At 73.8% G+C, this 24,563-nt stretch carries 26 protein-coding genes; 8 read left to right on the forward strand and 18 right to left on the reverse strand.

From position 1 onward, the window contains the following. Positions 1–27 precede the first annotated feature (27 nt). The 3 genes from AB0M83_RS13225 to AB0M83_RS13235 are packed head-to-tail and all read right to left on the reverse strand — an operon-like array spanning position 28 to position 1,346. Positions 28–474 (reverse strand): nitroreductase/quinone reductase family protein, encoded by a 447-nt coding sequence (locus tag AB0M83_RS13225; RefSeq protein ID WP_364516524.1) that lies wholly within the window; start codon positions 472–474, stop codon positions 28–30. A gap of 52 nt (positions 475–526) precedes the next feature. Further along, the gene (locus AB0M83_RS13230; protein WP_364516526.1) at positions 527–700 is read right to left on the reverse strand and encodes a hypothetical protein; all 174 of its coding nucleotides are present in this window, start codon (positions 698–700) and stop codon (positions 527–529) included. 46 nt (positions 701–746) lie between these two features. Next, positions 747–1,346, reverse strand: a complete 600-nt coding sequence (locus AB0M83_RS13235) for a TIGR03086 family metal-binding protein (protein WP_364516528.1) — start codon at positions 1,344–1,346, stop codon at positions 747–749. Between the two features lie 99 nt (positions 1,347–1,445). On the opposite strand from AB0M83_RS13235, the gene AB0M83_RS13240 reads away from it, so the two are divergent. Genes AB0M83_RS13240 through AB0M83_RS13250 form a run of 3 tightly spaced genes read left to right on the forward strand, consistent with a single transcriptional unit; the run spans position 1,446 to position 4,510 of the window. After that, positions 1,446–2,705, forward strand: coding sequence for an amidase family protein (locus AB0M83_RS13240; RefSeq protein ID WP_364516530.1), 1,260 nt, complete (start codon positions 1,446–1,448; stop codon positions 2,703–2,705). Positions 2,706–2,713: 8 nt separating this feature from the next. Next, positions 2,714–3,517 (forward strand): MerR family transcriptional regulator, encoded by an 804-nt coding sequence (locus tag AB0M83_RS13245; protein ID WP_364516532.1) that lies wholly within the window; start codon positions 2,714–2,716, stop codon positions 3,515–3,517. 12 nt (positions 3,518–3,529) lie between these two features. Beyond that, entirely contained in the window at positions 3,530–4,510 is a 981-nt protein-coding gene (locus tag AB0M83_RS13250; protein ID WP_364516534.1) for a hypothetical protein, read from the forward strand. A 53-nt stretch (positions 4,511–4,563) separates the two neighbouring features. Here the strand turns inward: AB0M83_RS13250 and AB0M83_RS13255 are convergent, their stop codons facing one another. From AB0M83_RS13255 to AB0M83_RS13265, 3 genes are read right to left on the reverse strand one after another with little or no spacing between them, the layout of a single operon-like run. Next, on the reverse strand, positions 4,564–5,742 hold the full coding sequence (locus AB0M83_RS13255; RefSeq protein ID WP_364516536.1) for an MFS transporter: 1,179 nt from the start codon (positions 5,740–5,742) through the stop codon (positions 4,564–4,566). 57 nt (positions 5,743–5,799) lie between these two features. Then, positions 5,800–6,999, reverse strand: coding sequence for an MFS transporter (locus AB0M83_RS13260; protein WP_364516538.1), 1,200 nt, complete (start codon positions 6,997–6,999; stop codon positions 5,800–5,802). After that, on the reverse strand, positions 6,996–7,772 hold the full coding sequence (locus AB0M83_RS13265; protein ID WP_364516540.1) for a DeoR/GlpR family DNA-binding transcription regulator: 777 nt from the start codon (positions 7,770–7,772) through the stop codon (positions 6,996–6,998). The genes AB0M83_RS13260 and AB0M83_RS13265 overlap by 4 nt, the downstream gene beginning before the upstream one ends. 123 nt (positions 7,773–7,895) lie before the next feature. On the opposite strand from AB0M83_RS13265, the gene AB0M83_RS13270 reads away from it, so the two are divergent. Then, the gene (locus AB0M83_RS13270; protein ID WP_364516542.1) at positions 7,896–8,483 is read left to right on the forward strand and encodes a TetR/AcrR family transcriptional regulator; all 588 of its coding nucleotides are present in this window, start codon (positions 7,896–7,898) and stop codon (positions 8,481–8,483) included. On the opposite strand, the gene AB0M83_RS13275 is transcribed toward AB0M83_RS13270, so the two are convergent. Together AB0M83_RS13275 and AB0M83_RS13280 are read right to left on the reverse strand one after the other, a co-directional pair. After that, positions 8,480–9,580, reverse strand: a complete 1,101-nt coding sequence (locus tag AB0M83_RS13275; protein ID WP_364516544.1) for a Gfo/Idh/MocA family oxidoreductase — start codon at positions 9,578–9,580, stop codon at positions 8,480–8,482. The genes AB0M83_RS13270 and AB0M83_RS13275 overlap by 4 nt on opposite strands. Continuing rightward, on the reverse strand, positions 9,577–10,311 hold the full coding sequence (locus AB0M83_RS13280) for a TIM barrel protein (RefSeq protein ID WP_364516546.1): 735 nt from the start codon (positions 10,309–10,311) through the stop codon (positions 9,577–9,579). Before AB0M83_RS13280 ends, AB0M83_RS13275 begins: the two co-directional genes overlap by 4 nt. Before the next feature lie 210 nt (positions 10,312–10,521). Between AB0M83_RS13280 and AB0M83_RS13285 the strand changes: the two genes are divergently transcribed. Then, on the forward strand, positions 10,522–10,716 hold the full coding sequence (locus tag AB0M83_RS13285; RefSeq protein WP_155546414.1) for a hypothetical protein: 195 nt from the start codon (positions 10,522–10,524) through the stop codon (positions 10,714–10,716). Between the two features lie 77 nt (positions 10,717–10,793). Then, positions 10,794–11,639 (forward strand): SAM-dependent methyltransferase, encoded by an 846-nt coding sequence (locus tag AB0M83_RS13290; protein WP_364516548.1) that lies wholly within the window; start codon positions 10,794–10,796, stop codon positions 11,637–11,639. Here the strand turns inward: AB0M83_RS13290 and AB0M83_RS13295 are convergent. From AB0M83_RS13295 to AB0M83_RS13340, 10 genes are all read right to left on the reverse strand, one after another. Beyond that, positions 11,636–12,013 carry a CU044_2847 family protein gene (locus AB0M83_RS13295; RefSeq protein WP_364516550.1) on the reverse strand — a complete coding sequence of 126 codons (378 nt, stop codon included), beginning with the start codon at positions 12,011–12,013 and terminating at the stop codon, positions 11,636–11,638. The two genes, AB0M83_RS13290 and AB0M83_RS13295, sit on opposite strands and share 4 nt — an antisense overlap. Before the next feature lie 23 nt (positions 12,014–12,036). Next, entirely contained in the window at positions 12,037–13,125 is a 1,089-nt protein-coding gene (locus AB0M83_RS13300) for an extracellular solute-binding protein (protein ID WP_364516552.1), read from the reverse strand. Continuing rightward, positions 13,032–13,334, reverse strand: coding sequence for a hypothetical protein (locus AB0M83_RS13305; RefSeq protein WP_364516554.1), 303 nt, complete (start codon positions 13,332–13,334; stop codon positions 13,032–13,034). Before AB0M83_RS13305 ends, AB0M83_RS13300 begins: the two co-directional genes overlap by 94 nt. Next, positions 13,331–14,434: a hypothetical protein gene (locus AB0M83_RS13310; RefSeq protein WP_364516556.1), complete on the reverse strand. Its 1,104-nt coding sequence runs from the start codon at positions 14,432–14,434 to the stop codon at positions 13,331–13,333. Before AB0M83_RS13310 ends, AB0M83_RS13305 begins: the two co-directional genes overlap by 4 nt. Continuing rightward, positions 14,431–15,843, reverse strand: coding sequence for a VWA domain-containing protein (locus tag AB0M83_RS13315; RefSeq protein ID WP_364516558.1), 1,413 nt, complete (start codon positions 15,841–15,843; stop codon positions 14,431–14,433). The genes AB0M83_RS13310 and AB0M83_RS13315 overlap by 4 nt, the downstream gene beginning before the upstream one ends. Positions 15,844–15,847: 4 nt before the next feature. Continuing rightward, entirely contained in the window at positions 15,848–18,037 is a 2,190-nt protein-coding gene (locus AB0M83_RS13320; RefSeq protein WP_364516560.1) for a tetratricopeptide repeat protein, read from the reverse strand. Continuing rightward, on the reverse strand, positions 18,034–19,491 hold the full coding sequence (locus AB0M83_RS13325) for a serine protease (RefSeq protein ID WP_364516562.1): 1,458 nt from the start codon (positions 19,489–19,491) through the stop codon (positions 18,034–18,036). The genes AB0M83_RS13320 and AB0M83_RS13325 overlap by 4 nt, the downstream gene beginning before the upstream one ends. Before the next feature lie 246 nt (positions 19,492–19,737). Then, on the reverse strand, positions 19,738–20,709 hold the full coding sequence (locus AB0M83_RS13330; RefSeq protein ID WP_364516564.1) for an ABC transporter permease: 972 nt from the start codon (positions 20,707–20,709) through the stop codon (positions 19,738–19,740). Then, positions 20,706–21,590 carry an ABC transporter ATP-binding protein gene (locus tag AB0M83_RS13335; protein ID WP_364516566.1) on the reverse strand — a complete coding sequence of 295 codons (885 nt, stop codon included), beginning with the start codon at positions 21,588–21,590 and terminating at the stop codon, positions 20,706–20,708. The genes AB0M83_RS13330 and AB0M83_RS13335 overlap by 4 nt, the downstream gene beginning before the upstream one ends. 13 nt (positions 21,591–21,603) lie before the next feature. Continuing rightward, positions 21,604–21,999 carry a GntR family transcriptional regulator gene (locus tag AB0M83_RS13340; protein ID WP_364516568.1) on the reverse strand — a complete coding sequence of 132 codons (396 nt, stop codon included), beginning with the start codon at positions 21,997–21,999 and terminating at the stop codon, positions 21,604–21,606. Between the two features lie 119 nt (positions 22,000–22,118). Between AB0M83_RS13340 and AB0M83_RS13345 the strand changes: the two genes are divergently transcribed. Further along, on the forward strand, positions 22,119–22,892 hold the full coding sequence (locus AB0M83_RS13345; RefSeq protein ID WP_364516570.1) for a cyclase family protein: 774 nt from the start codon (positions 22,119–22,121) through the stop codon (positions 22,890–22,892). Then, on the forward strand, positions 22,889–24,517 hold the full coding sequence (locus tag AB0M83_RS13350; protein ID WP_364516572.1) for a thiamine pyrophosphate-binding protein: 1,629 nt from the start codon (positions 22,889–22,891) through the stop codon (positions 24,515–24,517). Before AB0M83_RS13345 ends, AB0M83_RS13350 begins: the two co-directional genes overlap by 4 nt. Positions 24,518–24,563: the final 46 nt, after the last annotated feature.

The following is a 24,563-nucleotide window of genomic DNA, read 5'->3' on the forward strand; positions in this document are numbered from 1 at the left end:
CGACGCGCGCACCTCCCCAGCCGCGACTCAGACCGGGTCGATGCGGAACACGGCGATGCGGTCCGCCGCCGCGGCCGCCGCTTCCGGGGTCGCCGCCTCCGCCAGCCCCGTCGTCACCAGCCGCTTTCCCACGCTGGCCGGACTGTTCGCCACCAGCTCGCGCAAGAGCGGGCGCCGCTCCTCGACCGGGACCTCCGTCAGGCGGGCCGGCTTCGTCCGGCGGCCGCGGGTCAGCGTCACCGACGACGCCACGCGGGCGTTCGCGACCCACGCCGCCTTCGGGTAGGCCTGGAAGATGTAGCGGTCGCCGTCGATCGGGATCACCGCGATCGGGAACGTGCGCGGCGCGCCCGTGCGCCGCCCGGGCACGGTGAGCAGCTGCATCGGGCCGAACGCGACACCCAGCCGCTGGAGCCCCACGACGATCTTGTTGCCGGCGTTGACCATCCGCCGGTAGTTCTGTGCTGTTGTCATGCCACGACCGTACACGAGATCATATGAAAGTCATATGATCTGCGACTCGTATTCAGTGGCGCTCCGGGCCGGGCTGCGGATCCGGCGGCATCGGGTCCGGCACGGGCGTGCCCGGCTCGGGCGCCGGCCGGCCCGGACCCGGGTCGGGCAGGTCCGGGACCACGGGATCCGGCGGGATCGGTTCGGGCGGCGCCGGGGGTGCGGTCATGCGGGGTGCGGTCGGCATCGGTCTTCCCTCCGCCACGCTGCGCCGTCCGCGGCTCGGACGACGATCACCGGGGACTACCACCACGGCCCGGAACGGAAACGCTCACCGCGCGGCGGCCGAGGAACGCCAGCATCCGGGTCTGCTCGTCGGCGTCGTCGGGCGGGGCGAGCTCCGGACCGAAGAACCCCGGCCGCCGCACGACGTTCGCCCGCGCCCAGGCGAACGCCACCGCCACGAGTTCCGGCGGGAGCCGCACGTCCTGACCGGTCGCCGAGCCGATGTCCCAGCTGTGCGCGACGAGGTCGGTGGTCAGCAGCGTGACGATGCCGGCGACCGGGATCTCGCCGAGCCCAGGCAGCGAAACCGGCCGGCCCAGCTCCTCCGCGGTCAACGCGCCGACCAGGGAGCTCCGCCACGTCTCGAGGGGGTCCGCTCCGGCCAGCACGGCGGGATGCGGCGCTCCGGGCGCGCCCGCGGTCTCGGCGTAGTCCTCGCCGGCCGCCCAGGCCCGCAGCTGCCGCTGACCCCAGACGACGTGCCCGGCGACGTCCCGCACCGACCACTCCGTGCACGCCGACGGCGTGTCCCACTGGTCGTCGCGCACCGCCGCCAGCACCGCGTCGAACCCGTCCTGGGCGCGCCGGTACAAGTCCATCGTGTCCATTTCGCTCCTTCGCCGAGGTGTGCTGTCCCCCGAGGACGAACGGGCGGGGCCGGACTCGACAGTTGACCCTGACACCGTGTCAGCCGTTAATCCGGACCCATGACGTTCTTCCGCACCGCCATCGAGGTGGCCGCCGACCTCCGCCGGGGCACGCTCTCGGCCCGCGAGCTGACCGAGCAGCTCTTCGCCCGCATCGACGCGTCCGACGTCAACGCCGTTGTCGCGACGCGACGCGCCTTCGCGCTCGAAGCGGCTTCGAAAGCCGACGCGACGACCGGTGGCCCGCTGCACGGCGTCCCGATGACGATCAAGGACGCCTTCGCCGTCGCCGGGATGGCCACGACCTGGGGCGAGCCGGCGTTCGCGGACAGCGTCGCCGAGCAGGACGCCGCGGTCGTCGAACGGCTGCAGGCGGCGGGCGCGATCGTCGTCGGGAAGTCGAACGTGCACCACCTGCTCGCCGACTTCGGCCGGACCGAGAACCCCGTGTACGGGCGGACGGTGAACCCGAGGGACCACTCCCGGACCCCGGGCGGGTCGAGCGGCGGCGCGGCGGCGGCGCTCGCGGCCGGACTGTCCTTTTTGGAGTACGGCTCCGACTTGGCCGGGTCGATCCGGATCCCGGCGGCGTACTGCGGCGTCTACGGCCTCAAGCCGACGCCGGGAACTGTTGCCCTGCGCGGTTTCCAGCCGCCCGGGCCGCCCGCCGAGCCCGTCCGGGAGTTCCCGTCGGCGGTCGGTCCCCTGGCCCGCTCGGCCGCCGACCTGCGGCTCGCGCTGAACGTCACCGGCGGGCCGGGAACGCCGTCGCGGCGGTCGCGGCTCGCGGACTTCCGCGCCGGCGTCGTCCTCGACGATCCGAACTGCCCGGTGACCGACGAGGTCGGCCGGGTCCTGTCGGACGCCGTCGACGCGCTCGCCCGCGCCGGTGTGCAGGTGGTCGAAGGCTGGCCGGACGGCGTCGATCCGGCCGGCCAGGCGGAGGCGTTCGGTTTCCAGGTCGAGTGGTTCTTCGCCGCGATGGAGGGCCGCGAACCGGCCGGCGCGGACGAGCAGGAGCGGCGGCGGGCGGCGCTGGGAGCGGCGTGGGCCCGGTACTTCGCGCACGTCGACGTCTTCCTCTGCCCGACGGTGTTCACGACGGCGCTCCGGCACGACGACCGGCACCGCTACGACGACCAGGTGTTCTGGGTCGCGCAGGCGTCGCTGCCCGGGCTGCCGGCGGTGAGCGCGCCGGCCGGGGGCACGCTGCCGGTCGGGCTGCAGGTGGTCGGGCCGGCGCACGAGGACGACACCGCGATCACGTTCGCGGAGCTCGCCGCGGACGTCCTCGGCGGGTTCGTCCCGCCTGCGGAATGATCGGGTGCGTGTTTTCGATCGGCGACTTCGCCCGCCACGGCCGGGTGTCGGTCCGGATGCTGCGCCACTACGACGCGCTCGGGCTGCTGCGGCCGGCGCGCGTCGACCCCGCGACCGGCTACCGCAGCTACACGGCGGGCCAGCTGGCGCGGCTCAACCGGATCGTCGCGGTGAAGGACCTCGGGTTCACCCTCGACCAGGTGGCGACGCTGCTGGCCGACGACCTCCCGGTGGAGCGGGTCCGCGGCATGCTCGCGCTGCGGCGGGCGGAGCTGGAGGCCGCGCTGGTGGAAGGCGCGGCGCGGCTCGCGCAGGTCGAGGCGCGGCTGCGGACGATCGAGGAAGAAGGTCGCGCACCCGACGTCGTCGTCAAGGAGCTGCCCGCCATGCGGGTGGTGGAGCTGACGGGGGTGGCGGCGGGGTTCGCGCCGGAGGCGATCGGCCCGGTGGTGCGCCCGCTCTGCGCGGAGCTGGGCCGCCGTCTCGCCCTCGCGGACGTCACCCCGGCCGGGCGGCTGACGTGCTATTACGAGCAGCGCGCGGAGGACGAGGTCGTCGTGCACGCGGCGGTTCCGGCGTCCGTCGGCCCGGGCGACCTCAACGGCTTGACGGTGGCGGACCTGCCCCCGGTCCGCGCGGCGACGCTGGTCCACCGCGGCGCGATCGACGGCGTGCTGCCGAGCTGGCAGGCGGTGGTCCGGTGGATCGCCGGCCACGGGTTCACCACGGCCGGGCCGCAGCGGGAGCTCTACCTGGACTGCCCGGAGGATCCTTCGGGCTGGGTGACGGAGCTGCAGGAGCCGATCGGCTGAGAGGATTCCCCGATGACGCCGCCCCGTGCCTTCATCTCCTTCACCCCGGACACCGACCAGCACTGCGAGGCGGTCCGGGAGTTCGCGGCGCTGCTGCGGGAAAACGGGATCGACGTCGAACTCGACCAGGGAGCCGACCTCGCCGAAGCCGATTTCGTGCTCGTGGTGGCGTCGGAGGGCTTCCGGCGAGCGGACGATCGCACGCTCGAAGCTTCGGCGCTGCGCGACCTCCTCCAGGCTGATCGGCCCCCGAAGCTCCTTCCCGTGATCCTGCCCGGCCGGAAGCTCGGCGACCTCCCCTCGTTCTTGCGGGGTCACAGCGCCGACCACTTCCTGGTCCCCGCGCTGACGGCGGACGGGATCGACCACCTGCTCCGTCACCTGACCCGGCAGTCGCTGCCGGTCTCCTGGCGATCGGAACTGCTCCCGCAGGGCTATGAGCCGCGGAGTCCGCTCGTCGAGGTGCACCTCGTTCCGGCCGGGCCGGCAAGCGGGCACGATGTGCTCGAGCGGACGTGCGACGAACTGGCGACGCTGGGAAGGTCCGACGGGCTCTTCGCGCCGACGCAGCCTTTGAGCGCCGGATCGTCCGCGGACGCGGCTTGGGCGTATTCAGCCGACCGGCAAGGCGGGGAATGCGGACTCGCCGTGGTGCGCGACGGACAGCGGACTTGCTGGTTCCCGTTGCCCGGCGCGATTCTCGACCGGGCGGACCTGGCGCGGCAGGTCTCGGCCCGGCTGCGCACCCTGCTGGCCATCAACCTCCCGGGGTCCGGCCGGCTGGCTCCCGGAATCGGGCTGGATCCGGTCACCGCGACGACCGGGATCGCCGAGGCGTCGGCCCACCACAAGACATTCAGTCTGACCAGTCCCGGACGCATCAGGATCGGTCCCGAAGAGGCTTTCGCGCCCGAGGAGCTGCATCGTGCGGCCGGGGAGATCGCCGAAGACCTCGTCACGCGGCTCGCGGCTCCGCTCGGCCACCACCGCTGACGGGCATCACTCGTGATTGAAGGGGCATCACGTGTGATTGGGGGGTCGACACGTCAAGCCGGGGCCGGCTGACGTGCGCTCGCTCGCCAGACCGCGGCGGCCGACAGGGCGGTCAGCGTCGCCAGGGCGCCGGACACCGCCACCGCCGTCGCCGGGCCGACCTGCTCCGCCAGCACTCCCGCGCCGACGATCGCGACGCCCTGTGAGCTGTACAGGCACGTGCTGAGGCGGCCCATCACCGTGCCGCGGCGGGCGTCCGGGACCAGGTCGGCCACCGCCGCCTGCAGGCGGATCAGGTACACCGTCGACAGGCCGCCCGACAGCGCCCAGAACCCCGCCGCCCACCACGGGCCCGGCAGCAGCGGGCAGACCAGCAGCGGCAGCCCGGCCAGGGAAGCCGGGACGGCGACCGACCGCGGCGCCTCCCGCGGCCGGGACGCCGTGCGGGCCGCCCACCAGCCACCCAGCACGCTGCCCACCGGGTCCGCCGCCATCAGGATCCCCACCCCCGCGGACCCGATGCCGGCCGACGCCGCGTACGGCGCCGCGAGGCCTTCCGGCACCACGAGGAAGCCGATCAGGGCCGCGAACGCGTACACCGCGACCAGCACCGGACCCGTCTTCGCCGGCGGACCGGCCGTTTTCGCGGCCCGCGCCGCCGGGCGCGGGCGCACATACGCCAGGACGACCGCCGCGCTCGTGAGGAAGGTCGCCGCGTTGACCAGCAGCGCGAGGGCCGGCCCGGTCGCCGTCACCAGGACGCCGCCGGCGCCGAACCCGGCGACCTGCACCGCCTGGATGGTGATCTGCCGCAGGCCCATCCCGGCCTGGAACAGCGGGCCCGGCAGGACGTCCGGGAGCAGCGCCAGCTGCGCGGCCTTGAACGGCGCGGACGCCAGCGTCAGCACGCCGACGAGTCCCCACAGCAGCCACAGCGGCAGCCCCGGCACGGCCATCGCGGCCGCGAGCAGTCCCCGGACGACGTCGGTCGCGACGATGACCGCCCGCCGCGGGTACCGGTCGGCCAGCCCGGACAGCAGCACGCCGCCGAGCACGGCCGGCACGAAGGTCAGCGCGTACGTCAGCGCGGTCAGCGCCGCCGAGTTCGTCCGGGCGAAGACCACCAGCGCGAGCGCGACCCGCGCGACCTGGTCACCGCCCACCGACAGGCCTTCGGCCAGCCAGAGCGCCCGGAACTCCCGGACGCGCAGCACGTCGGCGAACCCCGCCATCCACACCACCCCGGACAGGGCACGCGCGGGACGGCCGGCCGGTTTAGCCCCCGCGGGTCAGGAGGCGACCGGTTCCTCCGCCGGTTCCGGCTTCGGGCTCAGCACGCCCGCGAACACCGCCGCCAGCACGCACAGCACCACCGGCACCGCGAAGGTGACGTTCAGCGGCATCCACCGCGTCAACCCGCCGATCAGCGCCGGGCCCGCCAGCAAACCCACGTACCCCAGCCCGACCACCCGGGCCATCAACGCCCCCGAAGCCCGCGTGTCCAGGTTGCCCGCCGCCGTGAACAGCTGCGGAACGCCGCCCGACAGGCCCAGCCCGAACAGTGCCCAGCCCACCAGCGACAGCGGCACCCACGGCGCCGCCGCGGCCGTCGTCAGGCCGACCGCCGCCAGTATCGCTCCATAGCGGACGATCGCCGCCGGGCCCGCCCAGGCCGCCACGCGGTCGGTCAGGAACCGGCCGGTCGTCATCGCCACCGCGAACGCGCCGTACGCCAGCGCCGCCGTCGAGGACGAGGTCCCCAGGACCTTCTCCATGTGCAGCGCCGCCCAGTCGTTCGCCACGCCCTCCGACAGCATCAGCGCCAGCGCCAGCAGGCCGAGCAGCCACACCAGGCGCCCCGGCGTGCGCCGGCGGGCCGGCGCGGCTTCGGCGGCGGATTCCGTGACCACCGAAGGCGCGTCCGCCGGCTCCATCAGGAACCGGGCCGACACCAGGGAAAGCACCACGCACAGCAGGCCGGTGCCGGTGAGCGTCACGCCCGTCGGCACACCCGCGCCGAGCGTCGCCGCGCCGATGACCGCCGCGAACGCGCCGCCGATCGACCACATCGCGTGGAACGCCGCCATGATCGGGCGCGGGTAGGCGCGCTCCACCACCACCGCGTGCGAGTTCATCCCGACGTCGATCGCGCCGTTGCCGAAGCCGAACAGGATCAGCGAAAGGCCCAGCGTCCACCACGAGTTCGCGAACCCGGGTGCGAGCAACGCAAGCCCCAGCAGGACCCCGGCCGCCGGGACCAGGCGGCGGTGGCCGAGCCGGTCGACGAGCGGCCCGGAGATCTGCATGCCCGCGAACGCCGCGCCGCCGAGCACCAGCAGCAGGCCGCCCAGCGTGCTGTGCGAGATGCCGGTCGCGCGCTCGACGTTCGGGATGTGCACGACCCACATGCCCATCGCGAACCCGTTCAGGCCGAAGAACATGAAGGTCGCGAACCGGGCGGCGCGCGGGCGGGGCGGGGCGGTCGTCATCGGTTCTCCCAGGGGACGGCGACGTGCACGAGCACGCCGAGGCCGGCCAGCGCCGCGCGCTGGTCCTCGGGCGCGCCCGGGTCGGTGATCATTACGTCCGCGCGGTCGGCGGGACAGACGTGGGCGAGCGCGGCGCGGCCCCACTTGGCGCCGTCGGCGAGCACGATCACCCGGGCCGCGACGTCGAGGGCGGCCCGCTTGACCTCGGCGTCGCCCAGGTCGAACGCGGTGAGCCCGGCGTCGAGGCCGAACGCGCAGGGGCTCAGCACGGCGACGTCGAAGCGCAGGGCGCGCAGCGACGCGACGGTCAGCGGGCCCACCAGGGCCTGCTCCCCCGGCCTCGGCTCGCCGCCGGGCAGGAGCAGGCGGATGTCCGGATCGTCGGCCAGCTCCCGGGCCGCGTGCAGCGAAAGCGGCATCACGGTGACCGGGCGCCCGCGCAGCAGCCGCGCGAGCTCCAGCGCGGTCGTGCCGCTGTCGAGCACGATCGTTTCGCCGTCGCGGATCAGCTCGGCCGCCGCGGTCGCGATGGCCCGCTTCGCCGCGACGGCTTCCGTCGCGCGGGCGGCGAACGGCGGCTCGACCCCGGACGGCGACGCGGGGACGGCCCCGCCGTGCACCCGCCGCAGCACGCCGCGCGAGGCCAGGTGGTCGAGGTCGCGGCGCACGGTCATTTCGGACGCGCCGGTGGCCGCCGCCAGGTCCGCGACGGCCACCTGGTCGGTGTCGCGCAGCCGCTCCACGATGATCCGCTGCCGTTCCGCACTCTTCACGCCGCGATGTTCGCAAGCCACGAGCGTTCGCACAACCGAATTGTTCGTCCGCTCACGTCGTTTGTGCGAAACACCGCTGCGGCATGATGGTGCCGTGCACGCCGCCGAGACCACCGCGACCCCGTGACCGGGGGCTACCTGAAGGGCCGGATCCGCCGCGAGGACATCATCACGGCGGCGGCCGCGGCCTACGGCGAGCTCGGCTACCACGGCTCGTCGCTGCGCGAGATCGCCAAGCGCGTCGGGATTTCGCACGCCGGCCTCCTGTACTACTTCCCCACCAAGGAGGCCCTGCTCGCCGCCGTGCTCGAACGGCGCGACACCGAGGACTCCGAGCGGGAGCAGCTGACGGTGCCGCCCGGCCTCGAGGTGCTGCGCCACTTCGTCGCGCTCGCCGAGCACAACGTCCGCCACCCCGGGATCGTCGACCTCTACTCCCGGCTCGCCGCCGAGGCCGTCGCCCCGGACCACCCGGCGCACGAGTACTTCGTGCGCCACTACCGGGCCGCGCGCGAAGGCGTGCGTGAGTCGTTCGCGGTGCTGGCCGCCCGCGGCGAACTGCGGGACGGCGTCGACCCCGGGCTCGCGACGCTGACGTTCATCGCCCTCATGGACGGCCTGCAGGTGCAGTGGCTGACCGTCCCCGGCGACGTCGACCTGGTCGGTTCGCTGCGCTTCTACCTGCAGAACCTGCTCACCGTCCCCGTCTAGAGGGTCTTCGCGTACGGGTCCCAGTCCGCCGGGAGCAAGGGCGGGACATCGACCGTGCTGCCGACGTCCACCGGCTGACCGAGGGTCATCGACTCGTCGATCGCCAGCATCGTGTCGAGCACGTGGTAGGCCAGCTCCCCGGACGCGCGTTCCGGCACGCCGGCGCGGATCGCCCGCGCCAGTTCCAGGGTGCCGGTGCCGCGCGAAGCCGCGTGTCCCGCCGCCGGCAGCTCTTCCGGCTCGTCGTGGCCGAGCAGGTGCAGCCGGGTCGGCTCGTCGAACCGGTTGGGGTCCGGCAGCACGGCGGTGCCGAGCGTGCCGGTCAGCTCCACCAGCCCGGTCCGCTTGAGCGCCGAGTCGAAGCTCAGCACCAGCTGCGCCGAGGCGCTTTCGAACTCGACGAGAGCGGTGACCGTGGTCGGCACCAGCACCGGGAACTCCGTCCCCGCCCGCGGCCCGGACCCCACGACCCGGGTGTCGCGCGCCCGCCCGCCGGCCCCGGTGACGCGCCGGACCGGGCCCAGCAGGTGCACCAGCGTCGTCAGGTAGTACGGGCCCATGTCCAGCAGCGGCCCGCCGCCGGCCTGGAAGTAGAACTCCGGCGCCGGGTGCCACACTTCCGGCCCCGGCACCTGGAACAGGGCCAACGCGGTCAGGGGACGCCCGATCCGGCCCGCGTCGACGCTCCGGCGCGCGGTCTGCAGCGCGGCGCCGAGCACGGTGTCGGGCGCACTCGCCACGCGCAATCCCTTCTCCCGTGCTCGGTCCAGCAGCTTGCGGCCGGTCTGGCGGTCGAGCGCGAGGGGCTTCTCCGCCCAGACGTGCTTGCCCGCCTCCAGGGCCGCGAGCCCGACGTCGACGTGCGAGGCCGGGAGGGTCAGGTTGACCACGATTTCGACCTCGGGGTCGGCGAGCAGCTCGGCCACCGTGCCCGAATGCGGCACGCCGTGGGCCGCCGCCTGGGCCGCCGCGCGCCCGATGTCGAGGTCCGCGACCCACCGCACGCTGACGTCCGGGAAGCTCGTCAGGTTTTCGAGGTAGGTGCCGCTGATGACGCCGGCGCCGATGATCCCGACGCCGACCGGCCCGCCGGTCACCGGCCCGCGCCCGTCAGGAAGGCGTGGCTGGCGGCGATGGCCTCGAAGACGTCGCCGTCGTAGGCGTCGAACTCGATCACGCGCAGCGCGTCCGGCGCGGCGGCGAGCACGTCGGTGACGGGCAGCCGGCCCTGTCCGGCGGGCACCTGGCCGGTGGCGTCGGTGGCCAGGCCGCCGTCCTTGACGTGGATCGCGCGGACGCGGTCGCCGAGCCGGCGCAGCAGGGCGGGAGCGTCCTCACCGCCCGCCGTGGCCCAGTAGGTGTCGACCTCCAGCGCGACGGCCGGATCGAGCTGGTCGGCGAACACTTCGAACGCGCTGCGGCCGTCGATCCGGGACTCCAGCTCCCACCAGTGGTTGTGGTAGCCGACCTGGACACCGTGTTCGGCCGCGAGCTTGGCGGCGGCGTTCAGCGCGTCCGCCGTGGCGGCGATGTCGGCCGGGTCCTGCCACTGCTCCGGCTTGACGAGCGGGTCGATGACCAGGCCGATGCCCAGCTCGGCGGCCGCGGTGAAGACGGCCGCCTGGTCGGCGCCGATCAGGCGGGCGTGCGCGGTCGGGGCGCTCAGGCCGTTCGCCGGCAGCCCGGCCCGCAGCGCTTCGACGTTCTCGACGACCCCGTACGGCTCGACGCGCGTGAAGCCGATCGCGGCGAGCCGCCGCAGGGTGTCGGCGGGATCGGCCGCGAAGGCGTCGCGGACCGAGTACAGCTGCACGGAATGCTCGCTCATCACCGGCTCCTGGAGGTCACGGGGTTCGCTGAATTTCTACCACCTGGTCAAAATTGGCACCAGGGATTTCCCGCCTGGTCAGCCGGACGGCCGCACCGGCGTGCCCGGGCTCACTGCCGTCGTTTCGCCAGGCACCGTTTTGGCGAGGGCCGGTTGGGGCAGTAACGCTGGGACGAGGTCAGGGCCGATCCGACCCGGGAGGTGCCGGTAGTGGACAGGGCAGGGGACGAAGTGGACACGGGGGCCGTCGGGCACCCGGCGTCCCGTCGCGACCTGACGGAACTGTCCGAGGCCGCACGCGACCTCGACCGCCGGATCGAGCAGCACCTCGCCCGGCTGCGCCGCGAACGCGCCGAGCGTGCCTGGGACGACATTCCCGACCAGCGGCTTCGGCCGAGCGGCTGACCTCGCGTTCACCGCGCGGACCCGGGCTACTACGCTGGGTGGCTCCACGCCACGCGCCGAAGCACTGCGAGGTCGCCATGTCCGAGACGCTGTCCCCCAGCCAGAAGCCGGTGGGGGTCGACCCCGAGCGGCCGAGCATCGCCCGGATCTACGACGGGTTCCTCGGCGGCCACAACTTCTACGAAGTCGACCGCGTGGTGATGGAGAAGATCCGCGCGGCGGTCCCGGAAGCGGTCGACATCGCCCGCGGCAACCGCGGTTTCCACAACCGTGCGCTGCGGATGCTGGCCGCCCAGACCAAGATCCGGCAGTTCGTCGACTGCGGGTCCGGGCTGCCGACGGCGGAGAACACGCACCAGATCGTCCAGCGCATCGACAAGGACCACACGGTGGTCTACATCGACAACGACCCCGTGGTCCTCGCGCACGGCCGGGCGCTGCTCGTGGAGAACGACTTCACGCACATGGTCGAGGCGGACATCTTCAAGCCGGAAGAGGTGCTCGGTCACGAGGACGTCCGGCAGCACATCGACTTCTCGGAGCCGGTCGCGCTGCTGCACGTCGGCACGATGCACCACTTCGAGGGCGACGGCGCGGCCGACGTCATGCGGCAGTACATCGACGCGCTCGCCCCGGGCTCGTACGTGGTGCTGTCGCACTTCTTCGACCCCGAGGTGCCGGAGCTGACCGCGATCGCCAAGCGCATCGAGGACATCCTGACCCAGGGCCCCCTCGGCGCCGGCCGGTTCCGCACGCGCGCGGAGATCGAAGCCATGCTGCCGGGCCTGGAGTTCCTCCAGCCGAACGCGACCTCCGAGCCGGGCCTCGCGGTGTGCGACGAGTGGTGGCCGGACGGCCCCCGGCTCACCCCGCTGTCGGGCTCGGCCAAGTGCGTGGCCGGGATCGTCGGCGTCAAGCGCTAGCTCGGCCCGCCACCGGCCGCCGGCTTGGCCGGTTCTTCCTCGTCGGCACTGTCCTCAGTGGACGCCTCCCCGCGCACCCACTTCAGCTTCACCTCGAACTGGCCCTGCAACCCCGTGCGCGCGATCACCGCGCCGGCCTGGGCGTCCAGCTTGACGCCGAACTTGAGCTCGACCTCGTCCGGGCCCAGGTCGCGGAACTGGGCCAGCGCCGCGCCCGCTGCCGCGCGGACCTCGTTCAGTGCGTGCTCGAACGTCGTCGTCGCCTTGCGGAGCACCCCCGACGGCGCCGAAGCGCGCTCGAAGCCGGGTTCCACCTCCACCTCGACGAGCACCGATCCGCCGTCGGCCAGCGGGAAACGCACGAATTCCGGCAAGTGATCCTCCAAGGCGGCACCGATCAACAAGACAAATCCAGCCACTGCTCCGGGCCGATGCCGAGGCGCACCTGTTCCAGCTCGGCGAGCAGCCCGTCCTGCCGCTCCAGGCGGTCCGGGTGGACCAGGTACTCCAGCACCGCCTGGGAGAACGCGCTGCTCATCGCCGACGGCATCAGGTCCGACGCGTCGAAGCACAGGTCGGTGCCCTGCGCGAGGGTCGTCGCGATCCGCCGGGTGACGTCGCTGCGGTAGACGCCTTGCCCGACGAGCCGCTGGTGCACCGAGAACGTCGTCCCGCCCGACGGCCAGATGCGCTGGCCCGCCTCACTGGCGAGGTAGACCATGAGCTTTCGGGCGGCCGGCGTGTCGTGGAACATCGCCGCGAGGTCGGCCGAGACCTCGACCGGACCGCCCGCCCCCGCGCCCGGGAACGGGAAGAACCGGAAGTCACGGTCGGGCACGGGTGGTCCCGGGAGTGCGCCGTACCCGCCGATCGCGAACGAACCCAGGTGCTCCCACACGCACCCCGGCGGTTCGGCAAACATCGCCTTGCCCGCGTCGGCGAACGACGTCAGCACCGCCGCCGTGCTGCCGCCGCGGACCGCACCCGGCGCCAGCACCAGGTCGCCCCAGCTCCGCCACGCGGCCCGCACCGCCGGGTCGGTCCACGGCAGGGTGCCGGCCGCCCAGGCGCTGTAGACCCGCGGGCCGGCGCTGTGCAGCAGGATGTCCTCGATCCAGTCGGTGCCCGGGAACCCGGAGTTCGGCGGGGCGCCCATGCCGAGGCACCAAGGACGTTGCCCGCCGGCGGCGAGCTGCCGCGACGTCGCCAGGAGCTGGTCCCACGTCGCCGGGGCCGGCCCGGTGAAGGTTTTCGGCGAGTACCAGACGATGCTCTTCAGGTCGGCCTTGACGGCGACCGCGTACATCGCGCCGCGCCCGAGCTGCTGCAGCTTCAGCCATTGCGAGCTGTACGTCTCGGCCGCCTCCGCGCCGAGGACGGCGTCCAGCGGCTTCAGGTCGCCCGAGTGCGCGTATCCGGCGAGCTCGGCCGGGTTGGACAGCACCGCCACGTGCGGCGGGGTGCCCTGCTGCAGGTCGCCGCGCACACCTGGTTCTGCGCGCGGGTGCCCTGGTACCGCGTCGGGATCCCGGTCTCGCGGGTGAAGCCGTCGAGCACGCGCTGGAACGCGGCCTGCTCGTCGCCGGTCCACGGGCCGAGCACGGTCACGACCTCCGCCCCGGGGTCGGCGGAGCAGCCGGATACCCCGGCCGCCAAAGCGGCGGCCAGCACGGTCACGGCGAGGCGTTTCCTCATCGGCTTCTCGCTCCCCGGAACCGGTATTCGTCGAGCCGGGGCTGCAGGCCGCCCGCGGCCAGCACCCCGATTCCCCCGGCCAGCACGGGAATCCCGTAGCCGAGCAGCCCGTTCCAGCCCGGCTCCGTGAGTCCCGGCAACGCCGGCTCGTCGATGTCGGCCGCGGGCGGGCCCTCGGGCGGGGAGGCCGTCGCGGCGACGAACGCGTCCACCGTGTCGCCGCAGGCTGCCACTCCTCCGGTACGGCACGAGGTGACCAGCACCCGGGCGAGCGACGCCTGGGCCTGGCCGGCGGCCGTCGTCGTCGCGGCAGAGCGTGCGTCCACCGTCCGCTCCAGCACGGCACCGCTGTCCCGGGCGCCGGACTGGACGCCGAGCAGCAGCGCCGTCCCCGCCCCCAGCACCACCAGGGCCGCCGTCGCGGCGAGCAGCGCGGAGTTGACCGTCCGCCGGAACCGGCGGGCGAGGAAGCGCTGGGTCCGGATCAGCAGGACGAGCAGAAGCAGCACCGGCACCGCCCACAGCAGCGTGATCGCCGGGTCCAGCCAGTCGGTGCCGAGCTGCCTGTCCAGCGCGGCGCGCTGGGCCACGGCCAGGGTGTCGAGCCGCGCGAGGATGCCGTTCTCCTTCGCGGTCAGCAGGTCGGCCGCGGACTGCAGGTCGCTCGCGGCGAGCGCGCCGCCGTTGTCCTGCCGGAAGTGGGCGCCGGCCTGCCCGATGACGCTATTGTACGCGGGCAGCAGCCCTTCGATGAGCCGCAGCGTCTGGCTGCCCTGCTCGCCGGCCGCGTTGTGCTCCGCGACCTGGGCGAGCTGCTGGCCGGCCAGCGCGATCTCGTCCTCGTACTGTTCGCTGGGGCCGGTCAGGCGCGCATGACCGTGCTCGAAGGCGGCCACCGCGGCGCCGTGGGCGGCCACGAGCGCCTCCTTCGCCAGCGACACCTCGGTCACGGCCGGCGCGGTCCGTTCGCGGACCTCGGCGATGCTCGCCCGCACCCCGAGGAAGGTCGCCAGCGCGGTCACCAGCACCAGCGCGCTGCCGGCCACCAGCCCGAGCCGCAGCCACCACAGGGTCTTGCGCGTGGTGCTCGTGGCGCTCACGACGGATCCTCGAACGGTTCGCCGCACCGCCCGCAGCGCTTCGCCGACGGCCGCGCTTTGTGTCCACAATGGATACACTCGCGCGGCGCACCACCGTCTTCCGGACGGACCGGCGCGGCGACGGGTTCGGCGGTGTAGGTGGAGATGGTCGACCCGAGCACGAGCGAGAACCCGTCGCGCGGGCGGACGTTCTCCTTGATCGCGACGGCGCCGTCGTCGCGGACGTCGACCAGGCGGCCCAGGCGCTTGAGGATCTCCGCGTTGCCGAGGTCGGTGGCCAGCCGGTACGCGGTGCCCCATTCCCGCGCCGCCTCCGCCCGGTCTTCGCGCTCGAAGGCGTCCCAGCCCGCGCGGACCGCCCGGCCCAGCTCGGCCTGCCCGGTGATGCGGGCGACGTTCTCGTCCGGCACGCTCGAGAGCGCCAGGTCGTCGGTCAGGTAGCCGACGACCGGGAGCTGATCGCTCACCACGGTGTCCGCGCCCTCGAGCAGGGTGACCGTGCCCAGCAGCCGGTCTTCGTGGCGGGTCAGCTCCGCCGCTTCGACGTCGAGGCAGAGGTGGTACTCGCGTTGCTCGTCGCCCCACGCGCCGGTGGGCAGCTCGAGCACGCGGCCGCCGGCCCGGCACTGCGCGGTGAGGTCCACCTCGGTCGGGAAGACCTGCTTGACGAACCTCAGCCTGCTGTAGGGCATCGTGGTCAGCCGCAGCCGCAGGTCCGGCACCGTCCGGCCCATCGCCTGCTCGACCAGCCGCCGGAAGTCCCCGGCGAGCTCGGCGTCCTCCAGCACCGCGTCGGCGCTGCCGCGCAGCACGGACGCGATGCGCTGCAGGTCCCGCGGCTCCCAGTCGTCACCGATTCCCCGGGCGTCGCAGGCGAACTCGCCCCGGCAGCGCTCGAGCGCGGCCTCCAGCGCGCCCGTGCGGTCGGATTCGTTCTTACCGTCGGTCAGCAGCACGGCGTGCCGGATCGCGGTGGGGTTGCGCGCGAAGAGCTCCCGGGCCAGCTCCAGCCACTGGCTCATCGCGGTGCCGCCGCCGGCGATGAGACCGGAGACCGCCGTCTTCGCTTCGTGCCGCGTCCGCGGGCCGGCCACGGCCAGCTCCGGGGTCGCCGGGTAGACCAGCTCGGCGTGCGCGGTGCACTCCACCACCCCGAACAGCACGCCGTCGCGCAGGGAGTCGACGGCGACCCGGCAGGCGTGCCGCGCGGCCTCGATCTTCGTCGGCGGCCAGTCCATCGAGCTGGAGCAGTCCACCAGCAGCAGTTCCGCGGTCTGCGGCACGCCGTCCGCCACCGTCGCCCCGGCGTCGCCCACCCGCACGGTGAGGACGGCGTCCATCCGCTCGTCCGAGGGGGCCAGGTACTTGTTCTGGCTCAGCTGCAGGGTGAACGACGGGGTTTCGGGCATCCGATCACCTTCTCGTCTTCGGCCGGACGGAGTTGGCGAGGTCGACGAGCACGCCGTGGTCGTTGCGGTCCCGGGCCCGCTCGGCGAGCCGGCGCAGGGACTGCTCCAGCAGTGTGCGCAGCCCGGGGTCGGTGACGCGCTCGCCGAGCAGGGCACCGTCGTTCCAGCCGGGCTGGGCGCCGTCGCCGAGGGCGTCCAGCGCCGCCTCGCGGACGAGCGTCTCCAACCGGTCCTGGGACTCGCCGTCGAGGTAGAGCTCGGGCAGCCGCCGCGCCGCGTCGGCGAGGTCGTCCGGGCCCGGCGGCCCGGACGGCAGGCGGGCCACCCGGATCCGCACGGCGGCGATCCGCGCGGCGTCGTAGTGGCGGGAGATCGGCGGGACGGCGTCCAGCAGGGCGACCGCGCCGTCGCGGCCCCGATCTCGCAGATGGCTCCTGGCCAGGCCGAAGACGGCGCTGACCTGACTGTGGTCGCGGTGCCACACCGAGCGGTAGCAGCGCTCGGCCTGCCGGGTGTCCCCGCGCAGTTCGGCGCAGAAGCCGAGCGCGAGCTTCGGCGCGAGCTCGCCCGGCCACGCGCGGTGCACCCGGTCGAACGCCGCCGCGGCCGGCTCGGTGTCGCCGCGGACGAGCGCCAGCAGGCCGTGGTGCCAGGCCGCCCGCCAGTCGCGCGCGGCCTCGGCGCCGAGCAGCTCTTCGGCCCTCGACAAGGTCACGGCCGCGCGGTCGGAGTCGCCCACCGCGACCAGCGCCCGCGTCCGGGCGAACTCGATCTCGACCGAGCGTTCGCCGAAGAACGCGAGCTTGTCCAGCCAGCGGTGCGGTCCCGGCGCGCCGGCGGCGGCGATGAACTCGGCCGCCGGGTCGTCCGGCGCGACCCGCGGGAGCGGCAGCCGGCCGGCGCCGTCGGCGGCGCGCGGCAGCCCGTAGTCCCGTTCTCCGGCGCGGGAGGTGCCGGAGACCCAGCGGTCGAGACCGGGCACCGCGCCGAGGCCGTCGTCGAGCAGTTCGGCGGTGTCCTCGAACAGCGCCGACGGCACCGGGCGCGGCCGTTCGTCGCGCAGCGAAAGGATTTCCCGGCGCACGCCGTCGAGCTGCTCGGCCATCTCGGCCGCGGTGGCGAACCGCCGCTCGAACGGCGCGACCGCGCGCTCGAGGACCCGGCGCAGGGAATCGACGCCGCCGACGACGCGGTCCGGGTCCGTGGCCTCGCCCGCAGCCTCCAGCAGCACCTGCAGCGTCCGGCCCACGGTGTGCAGGTCGGACCGGACGGTCAGGCCGTGCCGGGTCAGTTCGTGCGCCGGCACCTGGAACCCCTCGGTCCCGACGCTCGGACTGGCCGAGTCGTCGATCGCACGGGCCGCGCCGAGGTCGATGACCTTGACGCGCTTGTCGCCGTGGATCACGTTCTCCGGCTTCATGTCGCAGTACAGCAGGCCCTCGCCGTGGAGGTAGTCCAGCGCGCCGAGGATCGCGCGGCCGTAGACGATGACGTGCTCCACGCGCGGCGGCGGCCCCTTGACGAGGAGGTCGCGCAGGGACCGGCCGCCGACGTACTCCATCACCAGGTAGGTGTCCGGCTCGCCACCGGAGGGCGGGGTGTGCTCGACGAAGTCGGTGATCCGCACGATGTTCGGGTGGTCGAGCCGGATGAGCACGTCCCGCTCGACCCGCGCGAGCGCGCGCAGCATCGCGCTTTCGCTGTTGATCACGCCCTTGAGCACGACGTGCTGGCCGGCGAGCGCGGTGTCGGCCGCCAGGTACACCCAGCCGAGCCCACCGCGGGCGAAGCAGCCGAGGACCTCGTAGCGGTCGCCGACCCGCTCCTCGGGCGAAAGCTTGGGCAGGAAGGAGAACCGCTCGCCGCAGCTCTCGCAGAACCCTTCGGCGAACGCGGGTTCGCCGGCGTAGGCGCGGCCCACCGGTTCGCCGCAGCGGCCGCAGAACCGGTGCTGCTCCGGGTAGTCCGGGTCGGCGAGGACCAGCTTCTCGGGATCCGGTACCTCGACCGCGGGCAGCGACTGGAAGTCGGTTTCCCCGCCCCACAGCTCGACACTGCGCCGGGTGCTCTCCGGAAGGGACGTGCCCAGCACGACGGTGGAGGCTTCGACCGGCACCCGGCGGTGGCCGCACACCTCGCAGAACCCCGTCGGCCCGACGGGCTGCCCGTGACACCACACCGGCTCGGCGGTCATGAGCCGGCCAGCCGGTGGCGGACCGCGCGCACGTAGCGCTCGACCAGTTCCGCGGCGGCCGCCGGGTTGCCGGGGACCGCGGCGAGCGCCGCCATCGCCGGGCGGTACAGCCCGGCCAGTTCCTCGTCCTCCATGAAGCCCGCGTCGGTCGCCTTCGCGTTGTAGCCGCGGAGCCGTCCGCGCAGCTCGTCGTGCCGGGCGGCGTGCGCGTCGAGATCGGCGTGCAGCCGGACGAGCTCCCGGCGGGCCGCTTCGGCGTCGCGCTCGGTCACCGTCAGCGCGCGCCGGACGCGGCCGGGGTCGATGCGCTCGCCCGCCGAGCGCAGCGCGGCCAGCCGCAGGCGCAGGTCCGCGGCGTGGCCGGGCACCTCGGCCGCCGGGTGCGCGCGTGTACCGACCTGGGCGGCCCGCTCGCGTGTCCGCTCCTCTTCGTGCTCCACCATCTCGACCAGGAGCGCCAGCCGGTCCAGCCGCCGCGCGTTCCGCTCGCTCTCCCAGCGGCGGGCCAGGCGCACGCCGGGCGAGTCGGGTCCGCTGAACTGGACGAGCACGGTGGCTCCCTTGTCCATCAACGGTTTGACCGCGCCGGTCAGCACCTCCTCCGGCGCGCGGGCGGCGTCGACCCCGGCCACCGCCACGGCGACGTCCTCCGGGTTGGTCGCGAGCACCGTGGTGACCTCCTCGGTGCTGATGCCGGCGCTGACGTTCTCGGCCACCTCGTCGGCGGTCTTGCCGGTGGCGTCGACGATCGCGGCGAGCCGGTCGCCCCGGCCCGGCCGAGACCCGCGGCGTTCGCGCCGGACCTGGGTCAGGAAGTCCCGGACCACCGCCGAGTCGCGGTCGCCGATGACGACGACCAGCGGACCGGACGGCGGCCGCGGCGGCTCGCCCACCCACCGGGCGACCTCCGGGACGTGCCGGACGATCGTCTCGACCGGGATCAGGTAGGCGAGGCCGAGCCGTTCGTCGGTGTATTCGGTGACCACCATGCCGAGCACGGCGTCGGTGGCCTTGTCGATCACCCCGGCGCCGCTGAACCCGCGGCGGACCCGTTCGCCGGGCGGCTTCGAGTTCAGCTGGACCCACTCGCTGCCCGGCCCGGCCGGGCCGGCCAGCTCGGCGTCGTTCACCCACACGCCGTGCTGGTGCGGCGGCGGGAAGCCGTAGGTGTAGACCACCCGGTCACGGACGGCGCCGAGGCGCACCAGCGGCGCACCCGGTACGCCGGGGAACGCCTCGCTCAGCTCCAGCAGCGCGATGTCCCCGCGGCCGTCGGGCAGCGGCGGCACCCAGCACCCCGGCCGGACGCCGGCGTAGGCCTCCGGCATCCCGGGCAGGCCGACGAAGCGGACCACGAGCTGCCCGGCCGGGCACTCGGGTAGCGTAAGCGCTTCCCCGCCGACGGCCTGCACGACGTGCGCACAGGTAAGCACCGTGGATTCGCCCAGCAGCATGCCGGCACCCAGTGTCCGGCCCGACGAGTCCAGCAAGCACACCCGCCACGGTTCCGAATCCCCCGCGCGCCCAGCGGACAAATCCCCGTTGTGCTCCCTCACCGTGAGCGACCTTACGGCGGCGCACCGACGGTCCGGGCCCGGTTGGCCCGCTTCCCCCGGCAGACCACCCGAACGGCCGCAGGAGCGCCGGGCCGTCGTGGGCAACTCACCACCCGGCGGGCTGCCCGGTGGGAAACGGCCGGGTCAGGCGAGCGTGCGCAACCGGCGGAGCGCGAAGTACACCAGTGCCGCCGTCAGCAGCACGAAGATCCCCGTCTCGATGCCCTGGAACGTCCAGAACCGGTCGCCCGGCTGGTACTGCAGCCAGTTGTACGCGCCGGGACCGGCTTCGCTCTGCCCGCAGCCGCCGGGGCCGCACGGGCCGATCTCCGCGTTGGGCAGCACCATCTCCCCCGCCGCGTTGCGGACGCCTTGGGACAGCACCCAGTCGCCCGACGCCGTGTTCGGTGTCCGGTCACCGTCCGGGAAGAACGTCAGTGCCTGCGCGGGCAGGTAGCGCGGCCGGGCCAGGACCTCGATCGCGACGCGGACCGCCGCGAAGCCGACCAGCGCGATCCCCATGGCGGGCAGCACCTTGCGCCAGTACGTCCCCGCGAAGACGCCCAGAGCGAGCGCGAACAGCGTGTACGCGATCGGGACGACGCCCTGGACGTCGAAGGACAAGTACCCCAGCCGCCCGGTGCTCGCGGTGACCAGCGGTTCGAACCACCACGAGACGCCGAGCGCGTACACGACGGCCAGCACCGCGGTGATCCCGCCGACCAGGCCGAACTTGACCAGCGCCCAGTGGAGGCGGCTGACGCCCTGCGTCCACACGAGACGGTGGGTGCCCTGCTCGACCTCGCGGGCGACCAGCGGCGCGCCGAAGAACACGCCGACCAGCACGGGCAGGACCACGAACAGCACGGCCACGAACACCATGCCGCCGAACTGCTGCTGGAACTGGTGGCCGAGGCCGCCGCAGCGACTGACCTCCTCGGTCTGGGTGATCATCGACGCACCCCCGAGCGCGGCCCGGCAGGCGGCCAGGCCGAGGCTGTCGAACTTCGTGTGCATCGCCAGGCCCGTCGGCACCATGATCGCGGCGAGCGCGACCAGGGCGCCGAGCGTGAACAGGGCCTGCTTGCGGTGCTGGCGCCAGGTCAGCCAGATCATGCCGGCACCCCCCATGCGGTCGCGGCGACGCGGGGCTCCGCGTCGGCGAGGTGGGCCAGCACCAGGTCCTCCAGCGTCACTTCGTGCTCCGTCCACAAAGGATCCACCGGCCCGTCGCCGCGGCGGACGAGCAGGGTCGACTGACGTTCGGTGTGGCTCGCGCGGACCACCTTCGCGACACCGGCGATCGACTCGCTGCCGGCCCGCGGGCCGACCAGCGTGCGGTGCGTTTCGAGCAGCTCGTCGACGGGTCCGGTCAGCTGGACCCGGGACTGCTGCAGGACGACGAGGTAGTCGCAGCTGCGTTCGAGGTCGGCGAGCAGGTGCGAGGACAGCAGGACGGTCGTCTCGCTGTCGGCCACCGCGCCCATCAGCGTCTGCATGAACTCCCGGCGCGCCAACGGGTCCAGGCTCGCGATGGGCTCGTCGAGCAGCAGCAGCCTCGGGCGCTTGGCCAGGGCCAGCGCCAGCGCGACCTGTGCCCGCTGGCCGCCGGACAGCTTGCCCACCGGCCGGTCCGGCGGGATGCCGAGCATGGCGAGCCGTTCACGGGCCAGCGCGGCGTCCCAGCGGCGGCGGTTCAGCCTGCCGCCCATCGTGACGAGCTCCGCGGCGGTGAAGTCCCGGTACAGCGGGGTGTCCTGCGCGACGAACCCGACGTCCGGGAGCACGGACCGCGGGTCGCGGCCGAACACCAGCACCTCCCCCGCGTCGGGGCGCAGCAGCCCGACGGCCAGGTGCAGCAGGGTCGTCTTGCCCGCGCCGTTCGGGCCCACCAGCGCGGCGATCCGCCCGACGGGCACCTCCAGCGCGCAGTCCTGCAACGCCCAGGTGCGCCCGTAGCGCTTGCCCAGCGCCCGGGCCTGCACGGCCAGCTCCATCTCCGCCAACTCCCTAGGCAAGGTCGCGGGGCACCGGGGTGCCGCGCAACGTGGTCTCGATCAGGGCGGCGATGTCGTCCGGCGACATCCCCGCGGCTTCCGCGCGCTCCAGCCAGGCCACCAGCTCGTCGCGCAGCCGCCCCTGGCTGCCCAGCGACGGCCCGGCCAGGCTGCCGGTGACGAACGTGCCCACCCCCGGCCGGCCTTCCGCGAGTCCTTCCAGGATCAGCTCGCGGTAGGCCTTGAGCACGGTGTTCGGGTTGATCGCCAGCGCCTCGGCCACATCCCGCACCTTCGGCAGCTGGTCGCCAGGGCGCAGCAGGCCGACCCGCAGCGCCTGCTTCACCTGGACGACGAGCTGCATGTACGTGGCGACCCGCGAGCGGCCGTCCAGGACGAACTCGATCACCCGGCACCTTCCTATTGTCCTACGACATTAAGACAACACCCGCGAACGCACCGCTGTCAAGGAACGCCCGCCGGGCATAAGGTTCCGATCAAGAGGCACACCGGCACCAGGAGGCAGGCATGTCGTTGTTGGACGGGCTGAGCAAGGCGATCGCCGGGGGAACGATCGAGATCGTCGATCTCACCGCCCCGCTGAGCGCGAGCACGCCGATCCTGCAGCTGCCGGAGCCGTTCGCCAACACGATCCCGTTCCGGCTTGAGGAGATCAGCCGCTACGACGAGCGCGGCCCGCGGTGGTACTGGAACGACATCCACACCGGCGAGCACACCGGCACCCACCTCGACGCCCCCGTCCACTGGGTGTCCGGAAAGGAGGGTCACGACGTCTCGCAGGTGCCGCTCAAGACCTTGGTCGCACCCGCGGTCGTGCTGGACTTCTCGGCCCGGGCCGCCGAGGACCCGGACTTCCTCCTGTCGATCGACGACGTCCGCGCCTGGACGGCCGAGCACGGCCCGCTGCCCGACGGCGGCTGGCTGCTCTACCGCACCGGCTGGGACGCGCGCAGCGACGACCAGGAGCGGTTCCTCAACGCCGACGAGACCGGCTCGCACGCCCCCGGCGTCTCCCCCGAGTGCGCGCGGTGGCTCGCCGAGGAAAGCCCGATCACCGGGCTCGGCGTCGAGACCGTCGGCACCGACGCGGGCCAGGCGCCCGGCTTCGAACCGATGTTCCCGTGTCACGAACTCCTGCTGGGTGCCGGGAAGCACGGCCTGACGCAGCTGCAGAACCTCGCCACGCTGCCGCCGACCGGGACGCTGCTGGTCGTCTCGCCATTGCCGATCGTCGGCGGCTCCGGCAGCCCGGCCCGCGTGCTGGCCCTGGTGGAGCGGTGAACGTCGCCGGACTCGTCGGCCGCACGCTGGCCGGCCTCGGCGTCGGCACGGCGTTCGGGGTGGTGGGCAGCGGCAACTTCGAGGTGACGAACGCGCTGCGGGCGGGCGGCGTCCGGTTCGTCGCCGCCCGCCACGAAGGCGGCGCCGCGAGCATGGCCGACGCCTACGCCCGGATGAGCGGGAAGGTCTCGGTGCTGTCGCTGCACCAGGGCTGCGGGCTGACCAACGCCGTCACCGGGATCACCGAGGCCGCCAAGAGCCGGACGCCGATGCTGGTGCTCACCGCGGACTCGGCCGCGGCGTCGGTGCTGTCCAACTTCCGCATCGACCAGGACGGGCTGGCCGCCGCGGTCGGCGCGGTGCCGGAGCGCGTGCACTCGGCCGCGAGCGCGGTCGACGACACCGTGCGGGCCTTCCGGACCGCGTGGCAGCAGCGCCGGACGGTCGTGCTGAACCTGCCGTTGGACGTCCAGGCCGAGCCCGCGCCACCGGGAGCGCTGTCGCTGCCTTCTGTCGAGGGGCCGGCTCCGATGCGGCCGGACATCGGCGCGGCGGCGGATCTGGCGGACCTGCTGATCGCCGCCGAACGGCCGGTGTTCATCGCCGGCCGGGGCGCCCGCGGGAGCCGGAAGCCGTTGCGGGAGCTGGCCGCGCGGTCCGGCGCGCTGCTGGCCACCTCGGCCGTCGCGCACGGCCTCTTCCACGGCGATCCGTTCGCCCTGGGCATCTCGGGCGGGTTCGCATCGCCGACGGCCGCCGAGCTGATCGTGGGCGCCGACCTCGTCGTCGGGTGGGGGTGCGCGCTGAACATGTGGACCACTCGCCACGGCAAGCTGCTCAGCCCGCACGCGGACCTCGTCCAGGTCGACCTCGAGCAGAGCGCGCTCGGCGCGCACCGGCCGATCGACCTCGGCGTCGTCGGCGACGCCGGGTGCACCGCGGAAGACGTCCTGAGCGAGCTGGGCGACCACCAGGCGGTCGGCTACCGCACCGAAGAGGTCGCCGCCCGGATCGCGGCCGGCCGCTGGACCGACGTCGAGCACGAGGACCTCTCCCGTGAGGGCCGCATCGACCCGCGCACCCTGAGCAAGCTGCTCGACGAGCTGCTGCCGGCCGAGCGGATCGTCGCGACCGACTCCGGCAACTTCATGGGTTACCCGAGTGCGTACCTGTCGGTGCCCGACGAGCAGGGGTTCTGCTTCACGCAGGCGTTCCAGAGCATCGGGCTGGGCCTGGGCACGGCGATCGGCGCGGCGCTCGCCCGCCCGGACCGGCTCCCGGTGCTGGGTACGGGCGACGGCGGGTTCCACATGGCACTGTCCGAATTGGACACGGCGGTCCGGCTCGGCCTGCCGCTGGTGGTGATCGTGTACAACGACGCCGCCTACGGCGCGGAGGTCCACCACTTCGGCGACGCGGACATGACCACGGTCCGGTTCCCCGACTCCGACCTCGCCGCGATCGGCCGCGGCTTCGGGTGCGCGGGGGTGACGGTCCGGTCCGCCGAAGACCTGTTCGCGGTGCGCGAGTGGCTCGCGGGTCCCCGCAGCGAACCACTGGTCATCGACGCGAAGATCGCCGACGACGGCGGTTCCTGGTGGCTCGCGGAGGCGTTCCGGCACTGACCCGGCCTTGACAGCGGCCCGGCCGGGGCTGGATGCTGGCCGAGTT

The sequence above is a fragment of the Amycolatopsis sp. NPDC051106 genome, assembly GCF_040682775.1.
Taxonomy (GTDB): domain Bacteria; phylum Actinomycetota; class Actinomycetes; order Mycobacteriales; family Pseudonocardiaceae; genus Amycolatopsis.

Excerpts from the sequence above, each read along its gene's own strand:
- AB0M83_RS13225 (WP_364516524.1), bottom strand. The coding sequence starts at position 474 with ATGACAACAGCACAGAACTACCGGCGGATGGTCAACGCCGGCAACAAG.
- AB0M83_RS13230 (WP_364516526.1), bottom strand. The coding sequence starts at position 700 with ATGCCGACCGCACCCCGCATGACCGCACCCCCGGCGCCGCCCGAACCG.
- AB0M83_RS13235 (WP_364516528.1), bottom strand. The coding sequence starts at position 1,346 with ATGGACACGATGGACTTGTACCGGCGCGCCCAGGACGGGTTCGACGCG.
- AB0M83_RS13240 (WP_364516530.1), top strand. The coding sequence starts at position 1,446 with ATGACGTTCTTCCGCACCGCCATCGAGGTGGCCGCCGACCTCCGCCGG.
- AB0M83_RS13250 (WP_364516534.1), top strand. The coding sequence starts at position 3,530 with ATGACGCCGCCCCGTGCCTTCATCTCCTTCACCCCGGACACCGACCAG.
- AB0M83_RS13255 (WP_364516536.1), bottom strand. The coding sequence starts at position 5,742 with ATGGCGGGGTTCGCCGACGTGCTGCGCGTCCGGGAGTTCCGGGCGCTC.
- AB0M83_RS13260 (WP_364516538.1), bottom strand. The coding sequence starts at position 6,999 with ATGACGACCGCCCCGCCCCGCCCGCGCGCCGCCCGGTTCGCGACCTTC.
- AB0M83_RS13280 (WP_364516546.1), bottom strand. The coding sequence starts at position 10,311 with ATGAGCGAGCATTCCGTGCAGCTGTACTCGGTCCGCGACGCCTTCGCG.
- AB0M83_RS13290 (WP_364516548.1), top strand. The coding sequence starts at position 10,794 with ATGTCCGAGACGCTGTCCCCCAGCCAGAAGCCGGTGGGGGTCGACCCC.
- AB0M83_RS13305 (WP_364516554.1), bottom strand. The coding sequence starts at position 13,334 with ATGAGGAAACGCCTCGCCGTGACCGTGCTGGCCGCCGCTTTGGCGGCC.
- AB0M83_RS13315 (WP_364516558.1), bottom strand. The coding sequence starts at position 15,843 with ATGCCCGAAACCCCGTCGTTCACCCTGCAGCTGAGCCAGAACAAGTAC.
- AB0M83_RS13320 (WP_364516560.1), bottom strand. The coding sequence starts at position 18,037 with ATGACCGCCGAGCCGGTGTGGTGTCACGGGCAGCCCGTCGGGCCGACG.
- AB0M83_RS13325 (WP_364516562.1), bottom strand. The coding sequence starts at position 19,491 with ATGCTGCTGGGCGAATCCACGGTGCTTACCTGTGCGCACGTCGTGCAG.
- AB0M83_RS13330 (WP_364516564.1), bottom strand. The coding sequence starts at position 20,709 with ATGATCTGGCTGACCTGGCGCCAGCACCGCAAGCAGGCCCTGTTCACG.
- AB0M83_RS13335 (WP_364516566.1), bottom strand. The coding sequence starts at position 21,590 with ATGGAGCTGGCCGTGCAGGCCCGGGCGCTGGGCAAGCGCTACGGGCGC.
- AB0M83_RS13345 (WP_364516570.1), top strand. The coding sequence starts at position 22,119 with ATGTCGTTGTTGGACGGGCTGAGCAAGGCGATCGCCGGGGGAACGATC.